The sequence below is a fragment of the Epilithonimonas zeae genome (assembly GCF_900141765.1).
GTDB classification, from domain to species: Bacteria; Bacteroidota; Bacteroidia; order Flavobacteriales; family Weeksellaceae; genus Epilithonimonas; species Epilithonimonas zeae.
Genome location: NZ_FSRK01000001.1, coordinates 953496 through 969396 on the forward strand (window position 1 = coordinate 953496; position 15901 = coordinate 969396).

10 protein-coding genes and 1 tRNA gene are annotated in these 15901 nt (G+C 36.1%); 7 read left to right on the forward strand and 4 right to left on the reverse strand.

The window, feature by feature from the left end:
• Positions 1-26: 26 nt before the first annotated feature.
• Genes BUR19_RS04360 through BUR19_RS04375 form a run of 4 tightly spaced genes read left to right on the forward strand, consistent with a single transcriptional unit; the run spans position 27 to position 7526 of the window.
• Entirely contained in the window at positions 27-2861 is a 2835-nt protein-coding gene (locus BUR19_RS04360; protein ID WP_083600638.1) for a SusC/RagA family TonB-linked outer membrane protein, read from the forward strand.
• Positions 2862-2892: 31 nt separating this feature from the next.
• Positions 2893-4506, forward strand: a complete 1614-nt coding sequence (locus BUR19_RS04365) for a RagB/SusD family nutrient uptake outer membrane protein (RefSeq protein WP_074235542.1) — start codon at positions 2893-2895, stop codon at positions 4504-4506.
• Between the two features lie 42 nt (positions 4507-4548).
• On the forward strand, positions 4549-6381 hold the full coding sequence (locus BUR19_RS04370; RefSeq protein WP_074233682.1) for a glycoside hydrolase family 2 protein: 1833 nt from the start codon (positions 4549-4551) through the stop codon (positions 6379-6381).
• Positions 6382-6395: 14 nt separating this feature from the next.
• The gene (locus BUR19_RS04375; protein WP_074233683.1) at positions 6396-7526 is read left to right on the forward strand and encodes a glycoside hydrolase family 5 protein; all 1131 of its coding nucleotides are present in this window, start codon (positions 6396-6398) and stop codon (positions 7524-7526) included.
• Between the two features lie 462 nt (positions 7527-7988).
• Here the strand turns inward: BUR19_RS04375 and BUR19_RS04380 are convergent, their stop codons facing one another.
• Both BUR19_RS04380 and BUR19_RS04385 read right to left on the reverse strand, forming a co-directional pair.
• Positions 7989-9212: a site-specific integrase gene (locus BUR19_RS04380; protein ID WP_074233684.1), complete on the reverse strand. Its 1224-nt coding sequence runs from the start codon at positions 9210-9212 to the stop codon at positions 7989-7991.
• 253 nt (positions 9213-9465) lie between these two features.
• Positions 9466-9553, reverse strand: a tRNA-Ser gene (locus BUR19_RS04385).
• A gap of 520 nt (positions 9554-10073) precedes the next feature.
• On the opposite strand from BUR19_RS04385, the gene BUR19_RS04390 reads away from it, so the two are divergent.
• From BUR19_RS04390 to BUR19_RS04405, 3 genes are all read left to right on the forward strand, one after another.
• Complete coding sequence (locus tag BUR19_RS04390; protein ID WP_074233685.1) at positions 10074-11585, forward strand: acyl-CoA dehydrogenase family protein; 1512 nt, start codon at positions 10074-10076, stop codon at positions 11583-11585.
• 301 nt (positions 11586-11886) lie between these two features.
• Positions 11887-12309: a cold shock domain-containing protein gene (locus tag BUR19_RS04400; RefSeq protein WP_074233687.1), complete on the forward strand. Its 423-nt coding sequence runs from the start codon at positions 11887-11889 to the stop codon at positions 12307-12309.
• A 79-nt stretch (positions 12310-12388) separates the two neighbouring features.
• A complete protein-coding gene (locus BUR19_RS04405; protein ID WP_074233688.1) occupies positions 12389-12649 on the forward strand; it encodes a SemiSWEET transporter in 261 nt (86 codons plus the stop codon).
• Here BUR19_RS04405 and pdeM read toward each other — a convergent pair.
• Entirely contained in the window at positions 12646-13290 is a 645-nt protein-coding gene (gene pdeM / locus BUR19_RS04410; protein ID WP_074233689.1) for a ligase-associated DNA damage response endonuclease PdeM, read from the reverse strand. The genes BUR19_RS04405 and pdeM overlap by 4 nt on opposite strands.
• A gap of 111 nt (positions 13291-13401) precedes the next feature.
• Positions 13402-15801: a ligase-associated DNA damage response DEXH box helicase gene (locus BUR19_RS04415; protein WP_074235543.1), complete on the reverse strand. Its 2400-nt coding sequence runs from the start codon at positions 15799-15801 to the stop codon at positions 13402-13404.
• Positions 15802-15901 lie beyond the last annotated feature (100 nt).

A 15901-nucleotide genomic window follows, 5' to 3' on the forward strand; every position in this document is an offset into this window, starting at 1 on the left:
AAAACAAAGCTATTAAACTAAACAATATGAAAAAATTCGATAAGAATATTGTTCCACTTAAAAATTACAATGGCAAAAAAATCGGACTAATTGCAGTTGCTTTTCTCCTCTCCGGGCAAGCGATTGTGCAGGCTCAGACCACTCCAAAATCTGATAAAGACACTTTAGTTGGGGCATCTAAAGAAATTGAGCAGGTTGTAATCATTGGATATGGCGCAAAAAAGAAAAGTGATGTCATCAGTTCCGTGGTCAAAGTCAATGCAGAGGATCTTACAAAAGTAGCTACATCGGACGTCGGTGAAATGTTACGAGGAAAAGCTGCCGGGGTACAGGTGACACTTGCCAATGGTGCGCCAGGTAGCTCATCCAATATTCAAATTCGAGGCCAGCGATCGATATCTGGAGGAAATAATCCTATCGTAATTGTTGATGGAGTGAGAGTTGGAAGTATCAATGATGTTAATGCTAATGATATAGAATCCCTTGAGGTTTTGAAAGATGCCGCTGCACAATCCATCTATGGTGCGAGGGCATCTAATGGAGTCATACTCATCACTACAAAACGAGGAAAAAGTGGGAAGGCCAAAGTAACTTATAATGGTTTTTCTGGTTATCAAACAATCAATAGAAATTTTGATATCTATAGTGGTGAAGAATTTGCCCAACTAAAGAGAGAAGCTTTCAGAACCAACAACGGAGGTGTGTACAGACCGGACAGTGAGATTTTTTCTGCATTAGAATTGGAAAGTGTCCAAACTGGGAAGTATATTAATTGGGAAAAGCTGATGCTCAGAACAGGTGAAACACAAAACCACGCCATCAACTTTTCATCGGGCAGTGACAAGTTCAGTATATTTAGCAGTGTGAACTATATTGGAACCAAAGGTGTTATCCCCAATTCAGATTTTAACAAAACAGGAATCAGATTAAATGCTGATCAAAAAATAAGCAACACCCTGAAAGTGGGTTTGAACACTTCCTTTCAATTCTCCGAGACCAATAATCCAAATAATGCAGGCGTAATTTTAAGTTCTATTACTACATCGCCTCTTGGACGCGTTTACAATGATGATGGTTCACTCAGACTATTGCCCGGAGGTTTTGCAGAAAATAAAAATCCACTCATTGATCTTTACCAAACGACCAATTTTGTCCAAAACCGAAATGACATTCTCAACCTTTTTGTAGACTTTACGCCGTTTCGAGGTTTCAAATACAGAATGAATGCCAGCAGAAGATCCTGGAATTATAAAAGAAAATCTTATAATACTACACAGTCCATCGCAGGTATTGCCAATAACAACCAAGGTAGTGGCAGTATACAATTTCAGGATGAGGTAGAATGGCAATTGGAAAATATCTTTACCTACAACTTCAAATTGGCAGAGAAAAACCATTTCGCTGCTACCGTGGTGCAAAGTATTTCCAAAACCAACCGCAATGATTTTCAGAATGCTTCTACAAACATTCCGAATGATATCTTAGGGATCAATGGATTGCAATCAGCATTACTCAATACACCAACCATTTCAGAATATAATAGAGGAATTGTCTCTGCTGTCGGGCGTTTGGAATATGATTATGATAACAAATATTATGTGACCATTGCAGGAAGAATGGATGGCTCCACGGTATTTGGCAAAAATAACAAATGGGCTTCTTTTCCATCAGCCAACATTGGATGGAATATCCATAAGGAAAATTTTATGGATAAGTTGAATTTCATTAATAATTTAAAACTTAGATTCAGCTACGGAAGTGTAGGAAATGAAGCCATCTCGCCTGGACTCAGCCAGAGTACTGCAGACCAGAGCAATTATGTAATAGGAGGTAATCAAGTTTCTGGATATATCCCCGGGCCTACTTTGCCAAATCCCAACTTAAAATGGGAAACCTCTACAACGTTTAACTCGGCATTAGATTTTGGATTTTTCAGAGATAGGATCACAGCCACTGTCGAATATTATAATACACGAACAAAAGATCTACTTGTTCAAGAGCAATTGGATCTTTCATCCGGATACAGCAACAGATGGAGTAACCTTGGTGAAGTAGAGAACAAGGGTTTTGAAGCTTCGTTAAATGCGGATGTAATCAAGACTTCTGATTTTAAATTTAAAATTGGTCTAGCTTACACGAAAAATAAAAATAAGATCATCAGTTTGTATGGTAGAGACGCAGACGGTGATGGTAGGGAAGATGATGATATTCTGAATAGACGTTTCATTGGCCAGCCAATCAATGTGTTTTACCAGTACGATGTCGTAGGCATTTTTCAACAGGGTGAGGATATTGTGAACTCTGCACAGCCACTTGCTTTACCGGGCGACATCAAGCTTAGAGATGTAAACGGTGATGGGGTAATCAATGACAAAGACCGTGTGATCACATCACAGATGCCGGATTGGTATGGTACTTTATCACTTGGTTTTGAGTATAAGGGATTTGACATCAATGCAGATTTCTATACTGTGCAAGGTGTTATAAAAAATAATCCTTTTCTGTATAGCTATCTGGAAGGTGGATCGTTAAGGGGAATCAAAAATGGTATCAAGCAAGATTATTGGACACCAGAAAATCCTGGAGGAAACTACCCTAGACCAAATGAAGGGAATGATCCTTCCAATATTTTTAATATGGGACTTCAGGATGCTTCTTATTTTAGATTACAGAATATTACTTGTGGTTATTCATTCAAACCAGAAACGGTGTCGAAAATTGGTCTGAGCAACCTTAGAATCTTTTTGACTGGTAGCAATCTTTTCACAATCACAGATTACCAATCTTATAGCCCAGAAAAAAATCCAAACGAATATCCAGAGGCAGTAACCCTTGTTGCGGGAATTAAATTTGGATTTTAAAAAAAATATGAAAATTTTAAGTCATTATATCATGAAAAAATTACAGTGTTTAGTCATTTCTATCATATCTCTCGCAGCGACTTGCATATCTTGTGACAAATTCCTGGAAGAAGAAATCATAGATCAGGTTTCTGTAGATTATATCTATACGACCCCCGAAGGCCTGGATGTAGGTGTCAATGCCTTATATAACAGGATGCGGCAGTATAATGCACCGTCTGGAGATAATAGTAATCTGCAAGCCAATGTGTTTTTTATGGCCGCTACCGATCTTGGCCTTCATAGAACTTGGTTTACGCCGTATGGAGCTACCACTCATACTCCACAAAATTTCCCTAAGGACAAATGGGTTAATGCCTATAAAATTATAGATAGAGCGTCTGCAATTATCAGTAGTGCAAGAACAGTCTCTATGGATAATAATGCTAAAAAGAAACTGGTTGCACAGGCACGTGTCATTAGAGGTGAGCTTTATCTGGATCTGATAAGAATGTATGGTACTATCTTACTGGACACTGTGGCAACCAATGCACAAAATATAGATGATGCAGTCACTTACAAAGCAGCTACAGAAGATGAGGTTTTCGGGGTCATCAATCAGGATTTGGATTATGCTGTTGCAAATTTGGATTGGCAGGTGCCCGCTGGCAGATACGGTCAGGGAGTTGCGAGGCATTTGCGTGGTAAAGCGGCAATGTGGCGCAAAGACTGGCAGAAAGCTGCAGAAGAATTTGATGCAATTATTCTCAATCCGACCCACGATTTGGTAGATATTAATCAGGTTTTCGGAGCTGATGTCAATCATAAAGAAGCCTTATTTGTTTATCAACGCAACCAAAGTCTCGGACAAGGCGATGATCTTGCTGGTGGTGGTGGATTTTGGCTTGGAAGTGTTTTTACCCAGAGGATTTATGAAAAAGCATCGGGAGCATCTGCCAGTGCAGGAAATGAGATGATTCTAGATGTTAACTATGGCGGACAATCTTTAGGTTGGTTTTATCCTAATAATTATTTGAAATCTCTTTATGATAAGACGAATGACAAAAGGTTTTCAACCTATTATTGGCCGGATAATTATACTGCTTATATTGTTAATAATCCCAGCCATCCACGCTTTGGACAGCCTATTACACAGCCGGAAGATAATTACAGAAGATACCACTGGAGTTTGAAAAAATATGCAGACTTCCAAACAAAACTGGTTGGAACAGAAAACAGTTTTAAAAATTATATGTATTACCGGTATGCAGAAACACTACTTCTGGCGTCGGAAGCTCATCATAATCTTGGAAATGATGCCCTGGCCTTATCGTACATTAATAAAGTTCGCAGAAGAGGTTATGGTCTGAATCCTAACGCAGTATCATCATTTGATTTTACAAGCTGGACGCAGGAAACTTATCTGGAAGAATCAGCAAGAGAATTGGCCTTTGAAAATGAACGTTGGTTTCTGCTGAAGCGATTAGGCATTTTAGGAGAGAGAATTACTCTGCATTACAGAAACGGTGACAATACAAGCTCGGAGGCTTCAGATGCCATCAATAGTCTTACCCCATGGAGAGCGCAGTATATTAACTGTCCTGTCCCTCAAAGTCAGATTGACATTATGGGTGCTGCAGCTTCGCAATTTAATATCGGATATTAAGATTATAACTTAATATTTGAGTCAATCATTAATCAAAATTTTATGTTAAAAAAAATTATCATCCCATTGCTGTTAATAGTCTTTATCCTAAGTTCATTTTGTACATCGGTTATGGGACAAAAAACGATTCAGCATGCTTTTGCCAGAGATCATATTAATCTAAATGGCTCTTGGAAATATATCATAGATCCGTACCAAATGGGTTATCTAGATTACAGACAAAAACCATTCGATCAAAGTAAATCAGGAAAAGGAGGCTTTTATGACAACATTACTTCCCCGGACAAAAAAACAAGAGTCGAATACAATTTTGATTTTGAACCTTCTTTGCAGGTTCCTGGTGATTGGAACTCTCAGGATCAAAAACTACTATTTTATGAAGGTACTGTTTGGTACAAAAGAGATTTTGTCGCAGATCCACAAGCCAATAAGAATTACTTTTTGTATTTCGCAGCGGTAAATTACGAGAGTCACGTTTATTTGAATGGCGAAAAGGTAGGTACACATAAAGGTGGATTCACTCCATTTCAATTTGATGTCACTTCGAAATTAAAAAAGGGCAACAACTATGTTGTGGTTATGGTCGATAATGTACGCAAAAAAGATGAGGTGCCAACTATTAATACAGATTGGTGGAACTATGGAGGTATTACACGTGATGTTTTATTGGTAACCACGCCAAAGTCTTTTATCGAAGATTATAAAATGCAATTGGCCAAAAATGATCCTACTAAATTAGAGGGATTTGTGAAGTTGAATGGCAATACAAACAAAGAGAAACTGGTCATAGAAATTCCTGAACTTAATATAAAATCGACACTTGAAACTGATGCCAATGGCTATGCGAAAATTATAATTCCCACAAAAAAGATTGACTATTGGTCTCCGGAAAATCCTAAGCTGTACGATGTCAAAATCAGTTCAAAGTCAGATAAAATTAATGATAAAATTGGTTTTAGAACAATTAAAACTGTTGGAAAAGATATTTTGCTGAATGACCGATCCCTATTTCTGAAAGGTATTTCTGTACATGACGAAAATCCTTTGGTAGGCGGACGTTTGCGATCCGAAGGCGATATGAGAATGATCCTTGGCTGGGCAAAGCAATTAGGCTGCAATTATATTCGCCTGGCACATTACACCCATAATGAAACGATGCTGCGTCTTGCTGACGAAATTGGATTATTGGTTTGGGCAGAGGTTCCTGTGTATTGGACGATCTCGTGGAGCAATCCCGATACGTATAAAAACGCAGAAGATCAATTGACTGTAGCAATCGAAAGAGATAAAAACAGAGCTTCCGTAATTATCTGGTCAGTAGGGAATGAGACGCCTGTCAGTAAGGAGCGTAATGTTTTTATGGGTAAATTAATTGACAAAGTTCGTAGTTTAGACGATAGTAGACTTGTTGCAGCCGCCTTGGAAATCGAACGCAATGGCTATGACGTAACCGTTGAAGATCCTTTGGGTGATAAGCTTGATCTCGCCAGTTTTAATGAGTATGGAGGCTGGTACTGGTCTGAGCCAAAAGAATTACCAAAATATAAATGGGAAATAAAATTCAATAAACCAGTGGTAATCTCCGAGTTTGGTGCCGATGCATTAGCAGGATATCACGCAGATGAAGATACAGTATGGAGTGAGGAGCATCAGCAATTGTTTTATGAAAAACAACTGGAAATGCTTGACAAAATAGATGGGCTGCGAGGAATGACACCTTGGATTCTAGTCGATTTCAAATCGCCTAGACGTCAAAATCCTGTTTATCAGAATTTCTGGAACAGAAAAGGTCTTATTTCGGAAACTGGGGTCAAAAAGAAGGCTTTTTACACGCTTCAGAATTATTATCAACGGAAATCATTAAATAATAAATAAAAACCTCATTGTATATGAAAAATATATTTAGAGTATTAAGATTAAGCATGCTTTTCTTTCTAGTCTCTTGCACGCACGAGGATAAAGTAGAGTTTGTCAATGGGGAAACAGGACAAGTGGAAAATCCTGATCCTTTTTCCGCAAAAAAAATAATTGCTGATATGGGACCTGGTTTTAATCTTGGTAACACCTTTGATAATGGCATTCATCCGACCTCCTTGGCAGCAATCAAACCCGTTATTGATTTGTATAAAAATGCGGGAATGAAACATGTTAGAATTCCAACTACCTGGATGGATAGGTTTTCATCTACTCTTGCAGACAATAATGGTAATATTAATGTCAATCATCCAAGATTTATAGAGCTTAAGGCAGTTATAGATTACGCACTATCAAAAGATTTATACGTAATACTAAATACCCATCACGAGTCTTGGTTGAAGGATCATTACGATGGATCTGAGCAATATGATACTAAGTTCCGAACATTGTGGACAGGTATTGCTACCTATTTTAAAGATTATCCTCAAAAATTGATTTTTGAAGTTTTAAATGAGCCAGAAGGTAATTTGGGAGAATTAGACGGCAATGGTCCTTTTCCCGATCCTACAGATGCATTGGCTTTACAATACACCAGAAAAGTAAACCAAGTTGGCTATGACGCCATACGGGCAACACATGGTAACAATGAAAAACGATTAATTATGGTAGGTACCAATGGACAAGGAAATGCATTGTATATAAGTAATGTCTATCCAAGCAAATCGTCATTGCCAGGTGGAGGAAATGATGATTATCTATCTATACAGGTTCACACTTATTCTCCTTGGGCATTCTGCGGAGAGACTGGAAGTAATGCTGCTTTTCCCGGAACAGCCAGTTTTGAGACGGGCATTCAAAATGTGAAAGCACATTCGATAAAATTGAATGTTCCTGTTCATTATGGCGAATTCGGAGTAGGAAGAAGTAGTAATACCGCGGAAAGAAATACCGATCTCGTTAGGAATTATTACCGCACAATGGCAAGAACAACCTTAGCTCAATCAATGTCATACAGCGTTTGGGATGATAGAGGTTGGTTTGCTCTCATAAACCCAACAGGTACATCTTTCGTAAATAATATAGTACCATACATGCTACAATAAAATCAAATCACAATATTATTTTCTTTAAGTTGCTGTTTCATAATTTTATCTAAAACTATGAAACAGCTTTTTTAATTACTGGCTGATAACTCTGAAAATCATTTAATAATGCTAGCAATTCCAATTAGAGAAAATGAAAGTAGGTGGGTTATACTTAATTGTCAAAAATATTTTTGGAAAATATATATACATTATGAATTCTGGTTAATTTATCGAAATCCTCTAAAAAAGTGTTCAATAATTTTACCGCTAAGATCAAAAACAAAAAATGGCTCCAATTTATTATAAATTGAGTCATTTTTTGTTTTGATTCCAGGATTGTCCGGATTAATCTTTTTAATGTTTAATTAAAATAGGTGTGAAACATTTGATATGTGTTTTGTGTGAAGTGTGATATTAATTACGATATAAATGATTGTTTAGAATTGTCTTATGTAAAATATATCAATGTTTAATTTTATATTATTTTTCTGATTTTGTAAGAATGTTTCTCAAATTTGACATATCATCACTAATTCGTTTATCAAGTATTTTTGCGTAATGTTGAGTAGTTTTTATATTGGTGTGTCCAAGCATCTTGCTTACACTCTCAATTGGAACACCATTTGACAAGGTTATTGTTGTAGCAAATGTATGTCTAGCAATATGGAAAGTCAATTCTTTATTAATTCCACAAACATTAGCAATTTCTTTTAGATAAGAATTCATCTTTTGGTTACTTAAAACAGGAAAAAGTACATCTGTATTAATACACTCTGGATGATCTTTGTATTTTATAATAAGTTCTTGTGCTAATGGTAATAATGGGACTCTAGTTGAGGTGTCCGTCTTCTGACGTTTTTTAAATATCCATTCATTACCATCTATACCAGTATTTATGTGAGATTTTGATAACTTCTTGACATCTATATATGCTAATCCCGTGTAGCAGCTAAATAGAAAAATATCTCTAACATGATTTAATCTTTCGGAAGCAAAATCTTTTTCCAAAATAGATTGTATCTCTTCTTTGTTTAGGTATGTTCTCTCTACAACTTTAATTTTTGCTTTGTATCCTACAAAGGGATCTTTGGCTAACCATCCGTTCGCTATGCATAATCGTATTATTTTTTTGAAATTTTTAAGATATTTAACTGCAGTGTTGTTTGCGCATTTGCGAACGCTCCGAAGCCAAAAATCATAATCCGCTATAAAAGCGTGGTTAATCTGCGTGATGTCTATATCGCAAATTTTATATTTCCATTTTAGAAATTCCTGAGTGTGTTTTAAAGATGTCTTATAACGCTCTAAGGTTCCTGGTGCGAAATCCTGACCTATTAATGCTTCCACCTTATCATTGTGATCCTGAAATATGGGGATTAGCATCCGTTGTTCCAAATCAGTACCCAAAAGCTTCGACTTCAAACCATCTGCCGTTACAAAGTTTTCCTCTTTCAACATTGAATAATGCGTATCATAAACTTGTTGTTCCAAAGTTTTGAGGTAAGTATTTAGTATTTTGGCATCTTGCCCATAACCAACAGCTTTATGAGATTTGCTGTCCCATTTCTTTGGGTCAATATACCTTTTGGCTGCAATTTCTGCGGCTTTGCCGTCGATTGTTATACGCAAATAAATTGGAGCAGTTCCGTTTGTGCGGATTTTATTCTTTTTGATAAAGAATAGAAGATTAAATGTCTTGTTCATTGTGTGATAATTTTAATTGTTTAAAAAGTTACTTTTTATTACCACTTTTTTGCAAGATGTATGTTGTTTGAACATCCTATTCATAGGGTTTTTCATGTTTTTTAGTGACCTGTTTTTGGCGTTTTTTGAATAGGTCACTAAATAGGTCACTTGAAATATGCCCTTTTTTGTATTATTTTGCTACATGAACAGAAACAAAAAACGCTGTAAACATTGATGTTTACAGCGTTTTAGCTTATTTTGGTTTCCCAACTGGCGGAGAGTGAGGGATTCGAACCCCCGGACCTGTTACAGTCAACAGTTTTCAAGACTGCCGCAATCGACCACTCTGCCAACTCTCCTTACTTGCAACGATTTCTCGTTTTCAGTGGTGCAAATATAGAAAGCTTTTGTATTATGACCAAATAATATTTGAAAAAAAAATTTAATTCATTAATTATCAAACTGAAAAATTAATTCTGATAATTTAAAACCTTGTAAAAGCCTTGATAATTCTTGAGGTTTGCGAGAGAAAAAGTCTGTAAATCCAGTGTTTTTGTAATTACGATTTTACAAAACTGAAAAAATTATTTAATTGAAATTTTATAAATAATCAATTCAAGTAGGAAATGTGTAGGAGTAATTTAGACTTAAAAGCCAATCAAATTGTAAAATCCTTCATCAGAAATGCAAATTGAACACCTTGCAATCATAAATCATAAATAAAATCAATTTCTAAAATAACTATAAATTATTAATAGTATCTTTGGTGCGGTAATGTATGTGTGAAGTGCTGATTTTAAGTGATTAAGTCCTGTGCCATTCGCTTCACTTTATTTTTTGCTGTAGAGATGGCATACAGCGTTTTATTTTATTTAAATTATGAATGCATTAGCATTAGACTTTCCTACGGTTTCTTATGCAGAGTTCCTTTCTAATTTTAAGGCTTCTTTAGGGTCTTTGTTTCAAAGAGAAAACATAGATCAATTAAGTCTTTCAAGAGGTTTGCCTCCTAATGTTTGGAAAGAAATTTTCAATTTGAAACCACTTTCTGTTGCTATTCCAACTGAATATGGTGGAAGAGGCGTGAAGGTGAAAGAATGTCTTGGATTGCTTTCTGCGGCGTCATACGAGTCTCTTCCATTGTCATTGACATTCGGGATTAATATTGCATTATTCTTGGAGCCTTTGGCTAAATATGGGAATAATATCATCAAAGGTGATATTTTCAAACATTTCCTAGATTTTGGAGCAATGGGGGGATTGATGATTACTGAACCAGATTTTGGTAGTGATGCATTGAATATGAAGACTCAAAATGAACTAAAAGATAATTCTTACCATATCAAAGGAACTAAACATTGGCAAGGTCTTACAGGCTTGGCTAATTATTGGCTAATCACTTCAAGAAATATCAATGCTGAAGGTAATCTTGGTAGAGATGTGGATTTCTTCATCGCAGATACTCATAAGCCAGAACAAAACATTGAGGTTAAGGAATATTATGACAATGCAGGTCTTTATATGATTCCTTACGGATTGAATAAAATCGATATCAAAGTTCCGGAACAAAATAAGTTAATTCCTGAAAGTACGGGTCTTAAAATGATGTTGGACGTTCTTCACAGAAGCAGATTCCAGTTTCCGGGAATGGGAATGGGATTTCTGAAAAGAATGATGGACGAGGCTACAAAACATTGTAAAGAAAGAATTGTTGGTGCTTCTAACTTATTTTCTTTGGATCAGGTTCAGTATCAATTGGCAAAATTACAGTCATTCTTCACGCTTTCTTCCGCAATGTGCGCAAAAAGTACAAGTGTAAGCGGGATTGATAAAGATGTTTCAGGAAGTGGTGTTCACGCTAACAGTATGAAAGCTTTTGTGACAGATATGATGCAGGAAGCTGCTCAGATTTTGGTTCAATTGTCTGGTGCAAAAGGTTATAGACTAAGTCATATCGGTGGGAGAGGAATTATGGACAGCCGACCTTTCCAAATCTTTGAAGGTTCAAACGAAATGCTTTATACGCAAATTTCTGAAGGGATTTTGAAAGATATGAAGAAGAAAAAAACAGACAATCTAGGAGAATATCTTTTGATTAATGAGATTACCAAAGATGCTGCAAAATTATACTCGAAAGAACTTAATGTGACGATTGATGGTCCACTTTCTCAAAGAAAAATGATAGACCTTGGGAAAATTATTTCAAGAATTGTGACAGTTAATGACTTAATAGATCTTAATAATGCAGGTTTTAATCAGGATTTGAGTGATAATTCTATCGAAATTGTGAGACAAGAAGTGGTGACACTCTTAGCTTCTATGAACCACCATAAAAACATCAATGCCGTTTGCGATATTAGTGAGAAAAGTGATTGGATGTCGTTTTTCTAATGATTATTTCAAATTATAGATAAGAACGATGCCTCTAATTTTAGGGGCATTTTTTATGTCTCGCATATTTGTCGTATATTTGCATATAATTTCTAAACAGTTTTCTGTAATTGCTGAAAATTTTCAAGACAATTTATTGTGTTTTCGGTCATATGGGTTAATGTTATATTGGCAGCACAAGTTCCAAATTGCAAAGACAGAACGGCTTTTTAATCTTATTGAGATTTGATTTCAAATTATTGATGAACTCATTTCGGACTTCGTAACTTCATTTCAATAACTAAAATAACAAACATAATTTATGGCAGATTCTTTCTCCAAAAAAGAAAATTTCAAGAAAAAACAACAAAAACAAAAAGAAAAAGCACTTCGTCGTGAAGAGCGTAAAACTAATAACGACAAAGGAAAAGACATCGAGTTTATGTATGTGGATGCATACGGAAGATTGACTTCTACACCTCCAGAGGAGAAATTGGAAGTGGATTTGGATAACATTCAATTAGGTGCAGCGCCTGTGGAAGCAGAAGAAGCTGTGAAAACGGGAATCGTAACTTTCTTAAGCGAAAAAGGTTATGGGTTCATCACTGAAAATAAAACCAACGAAAATATCTTTTTCCATAGTAACAATTGTGCAGTGCCGGTAAAAAAAGGAAACAAAGTAGCTTTCGAAAAAGAAAGATCACCAAAAGGCTTTTCGGCAGTCAATATCGAACTTGTCAAATAACTTTTTGATTTTAAAATATTTACAATAAGCTCCAGTCGGAGCTTATTTTTTTTGGCTTCATTTTAGATAAAAATAATTTATGAATACAGAATTATTGGGTTTAATTGCCGGAGGAATTACATCAATCGCAATGATGCCACAACTCATCAAAGTTATCAAGGAAAAAAATGCCAAAGATATCTCCGTTGTGATGCTTTTAGTTTTGATTACAGGATTATCACTTTGGGTTTGGTACGGAATGTTACAGAATGAATTACCAATTATTTTGTCTAATGGTTTTTCAGTTTTAATTAATTTAACTTTGCTGATATGCTGTATTATTTTCAAAAAGAAAGACTAAATCTCATAAATATCAGAATCCGTAAAAACATAGAATCTTCCATTTTTTGGGAGATTTTTTGTATCTAAACCTGTAAATTCGCTGAAAGCCGGAAGTAATAATTGTGTGTCTGACAAAGCAAAACAAGGCAATTTTATTTTTTTAACAAATGAATTCAAAACAATTCCCGGATGAATATGACCGGTTATTTGAAATTCCGGATTTGATTTTTCAAAATCGTGGACGAAAGTAATACCATCGATTTCTAATTCAATTGACTTAAGATTAAGACATAGCTTAGCTTCCAATTTTTTTGAAATTCTGTCGTGATTCCCTTCCACAAGATGAAATTCAATCTCGGGAAACTGGTTTTTCCATTCACAAAATTTATCAACATCAGAATTATCTCCGGCGTGTAATAAATCTCCGACGATAATAAATTTTTTAGGGTGAAAATATTCGATTAAAACGGATAATCTCTGTAAATCATTTTCAAAAATCTGATTAGAAAGGGCAATTCCGTTTTTCCGGAAATGTGCTGTTTTTCCTATATGCAAATCTGATAAAATCAATGCTTTTTCTTTTTCCCAAAACAATGCTCTTTGATTGGTTAACGTGAAAATTTGGTCTCTAATATTTATATTTTTTGTTACTATTTTCATACTAATTAATTAACCATAATATCTGCCATTCCGTAAGAATCTCTTCTGTTTATATTGACTTCGTCGAACCACTTTGTTAGGTTTCCTACGAAATGACAAAAAATTGTTAAATTATCTTCCTTTCTTCGCCTGCTGAATCAATTTCTGGATTCTCGCATCAAGACCTTCACTGGATAACGTTTGTCTCAAACTGTCAACTTTTATCGGGAAACTTAAAGGTGTAAAAGTATTTGCAAATTTCAGGATAATTTTTGATTTTTCAATTCTTTTGAATGCCTCTACTACTCGCTGTTCCTGCAGCTGCATATTAAAAACCTCTGTATAAGCCTGCCTTACAAGAAAATGATTCGGGTCGTGATCTTCCAGAACTTTAAAAATCAAACCTGCAGAACTTTGCAGAGATTTGTTGGAACGCTGCTGTCCGGGAAAATTCTGAACGACCATTCCGGAAATGACCGCAATATCACGGAATTTTCGTCTCGCCATTTCTGCCGCATTAATACTGGAAATCACATCGGTCATCAGATTATCCCTCGTTAAAATTTTATCTAAATTCTCCTCAGTCAGCGGAATTTCTTTGTCACTGAATAATTCAAAACCATAATCATTCATCGCCATCGAAAAGGAAATCGGAGCTAATTTTGAAATTCGATAAGCAATCAACGCTGCCATCACTTCGTGCACCAATCGCCCTTCGAAAGGATACATAAATAAGTGATATCCTTCGCGGTTTTTAATGAGTTCAACCAAAAATTCATCATCTTTCGGAATGTGCGAACGCTTTTCCTGATTAGCTAAAAGCGGATGCAGAAACTTCAGTTCTTTATCAGAAGCTTTCGGATTTAACGCTCCCGACAATTTTTCTCTTAAAAAATGACCTAGATTTGAACTTAAAGGCAACCTTCCGCCCAGATAACTTGGAGCCTGCGCTTTTCCTTTGGAAGCCCGAACGAAAACCGTCATATCTTTAATCATTGCCACTTCCAGAACCCGACCCGCCAAGATAAATTTCTCTTCTTTTTTCAGTCTCGAAATAAAATATTCCTCAACCATCCCGATATAACCACCGGAAATAAATTTCACCTTCAGCATCGCATCACTGACAATCGCACCCATATTCATCCGATGAAGCATTGCAATTTTTCTGGAAGTTACTTTGTGCAGACCGTCTTCCATTACAACAACTTTGTGATATTCTTCGTAGCTTTTCAAAGCACTTCCGCCAATCGTTAGAAAGTCAATTATCGCTTTCCATTCCTCATCCCGGATTTCCTGAAAAGTGTAGACTTTTTTAATTCTCTCGTAAACTTCATCGGGGAAAAATCCGTCACCAACTGCCAAAGTCATTAGAAACTGAACCAATACATCAAAACATAAAACCTGCGGTTCACGAGGCTCAATCACTTTTTGTTTTACGGCTTCCTTCAAAGCTGCAACTTCAATTAGTTCTAAAGAATGGGTAGGCACACAGAAAATTTTTGAAGTTTCAAAAGGGGAGTGACCACTTCGTCCTGCACGTTGCAAAAATCTCGCAACACCTTTTGCAGAGCCAATTTGAATGACCGTATCAACTGGTTTAAAGTCAATTCCCAAATCTAAAGAAGATGTGGAAACGACCGCTTTCAGTTTTCCTGAACTTAAATTTTCTTCAATCCAAATTCTCAGATGCGCATCAATAGAACTGTGATGAATGGCGATTTGTCCGGCGAAATCGGGAAAGGCATTCAATAAAAGTTGATACCACATTTCACTTTGGCTTCTGGTATTTGTAAAAACAATTGTGGATTTTGATTCAAGAATAATCGGAACGACTTTATCGGCTAATTTTTGTCCGAGATGTCCAGCCCAAGGCAAAAGTTCCACTTCATCCGGAAAAACTGAAAGAATATCAATTTTTTTCTGTTCTTTGGCTGTGATTTTTGTTTTCTTAATATCATATGGAATTAAAACTTCCAATGCCTCTTCAAGATTTCCAATCGTTGCCGTAATTCCCCAGATTTTAATTTTCGGAACGTAATGTACAAGTTGAGAAATTCCCAATTCTACCATCACACCACGTTTTGAACCCAATAATTCGTGCCATTCATCCACTGCAACGCAATGCATATTATTAAAGAACCGCTCGTTATTTTTCTGTCCAAAAAGCAGATGCAAACTTTCTGGAGTTACCACCAAAATTTCAGGCATACTTTTGACCTGCTGTTGTCGGACTTTCGGATCTGTGTCACCATTTCTCACACCTACTGTCCAATCCAGTCCGATCTCGTCAATCGCTTCCTGCATTGCTTTGGCGATATCTTTTGAAAGAGAACGAAGTGGCGTAATCCAAATCATTTTCAGCCCTTTTTTAAACTTCTCAGGATTCGTCAAAAAGTCTGAAATCAAAGCTAAGAACACAGAAAAAGTTTTCCCAAAACCGGTTGGTGCCACAACCATTCCGCTGTAACCACTGCCAAATTTCTGCCAGGTGTCAATCTGAAATTTAAATGGAGAATTGTCTTTTTCCATCATCCAGTTTTGAATGATTTTAAAGCCTTCGGTATTTTCGTAGTTGCTCAAATCTGTTTTTTTTAACCACAAAAGTCACAAAAGTTTTTGATGGGCTTTTAGC

Bases quoted from the DNA above. Each gene is read 5' to 3' on its own strand.
- pdeM (WP_074233689.1), bottom strand. From the start codon at position 13,290: ATGAAAATAGTAACAAAAAATATAAATATTAGAGACCAAATTTTCACG.
- BUR19_RS04360 (WP_083600638.1), top strand. From the start codon at position 27: ATGAAAAAATTCGATAAGAATATTGTTCCACTTAAAAATTACAATGGC.
- BUR19_RS04390 (WP_074233685.1), top strand. From the start codon at position 10,074: ATGAATGCATTAGCATTAGACTTTCCTACGGTTTCTTATGCAGAGTTC.
- BUR19_RS04415 (WP_074235543.1), bottom strand. From the start codon at position 15,801: ATGATGGAAAAAGACAATTCTCCATTTAAATTTCAGATTGACACCTGG.
- BUR19_RS04400 (WP_074233687.1), top strand. From the start codon at position 11,887: ATGGCAGATTCTTTCTCCAAAAAAGAAAATTTCAAGAAAAAACAACAA.
- BUR19_RS04370 (WP_074233682.1), top strand. From the start codon at position 4,549: ATGTTAAAAAAAATTATCATCCCATTGCTGTTAATAGTCTTTATCCTA.
- BUR19_RS04405 (WP_074233688.1), top strand. From the start codon at position 12,389: ATGAATACAGAATTATTGGGTTTAATTGCCGGAGGAATTACATCAATC.
- BUR19_RS04365 (WP_074235542.1), top strand. From the start codon at position 2,893: ATGAAAAAATTACAGTGTTTAGTCATTTCTATCATATCTCTCGCAGCG.
- BUR19_RS04380 (WP_074233684.1), bottom strand. From the start codon at position 9,212: ATGAACAAGACATTTAATCTTCTATTCTTTATCAAAAAGAATAAAATC.
- BUR19_RS04375 (WP_074233683.1), top strand. From the start codon at position 6,396: ATGAAAAATATATTTAGAGTATTAAGATTAAGCATGCTTTTCTTTCTA.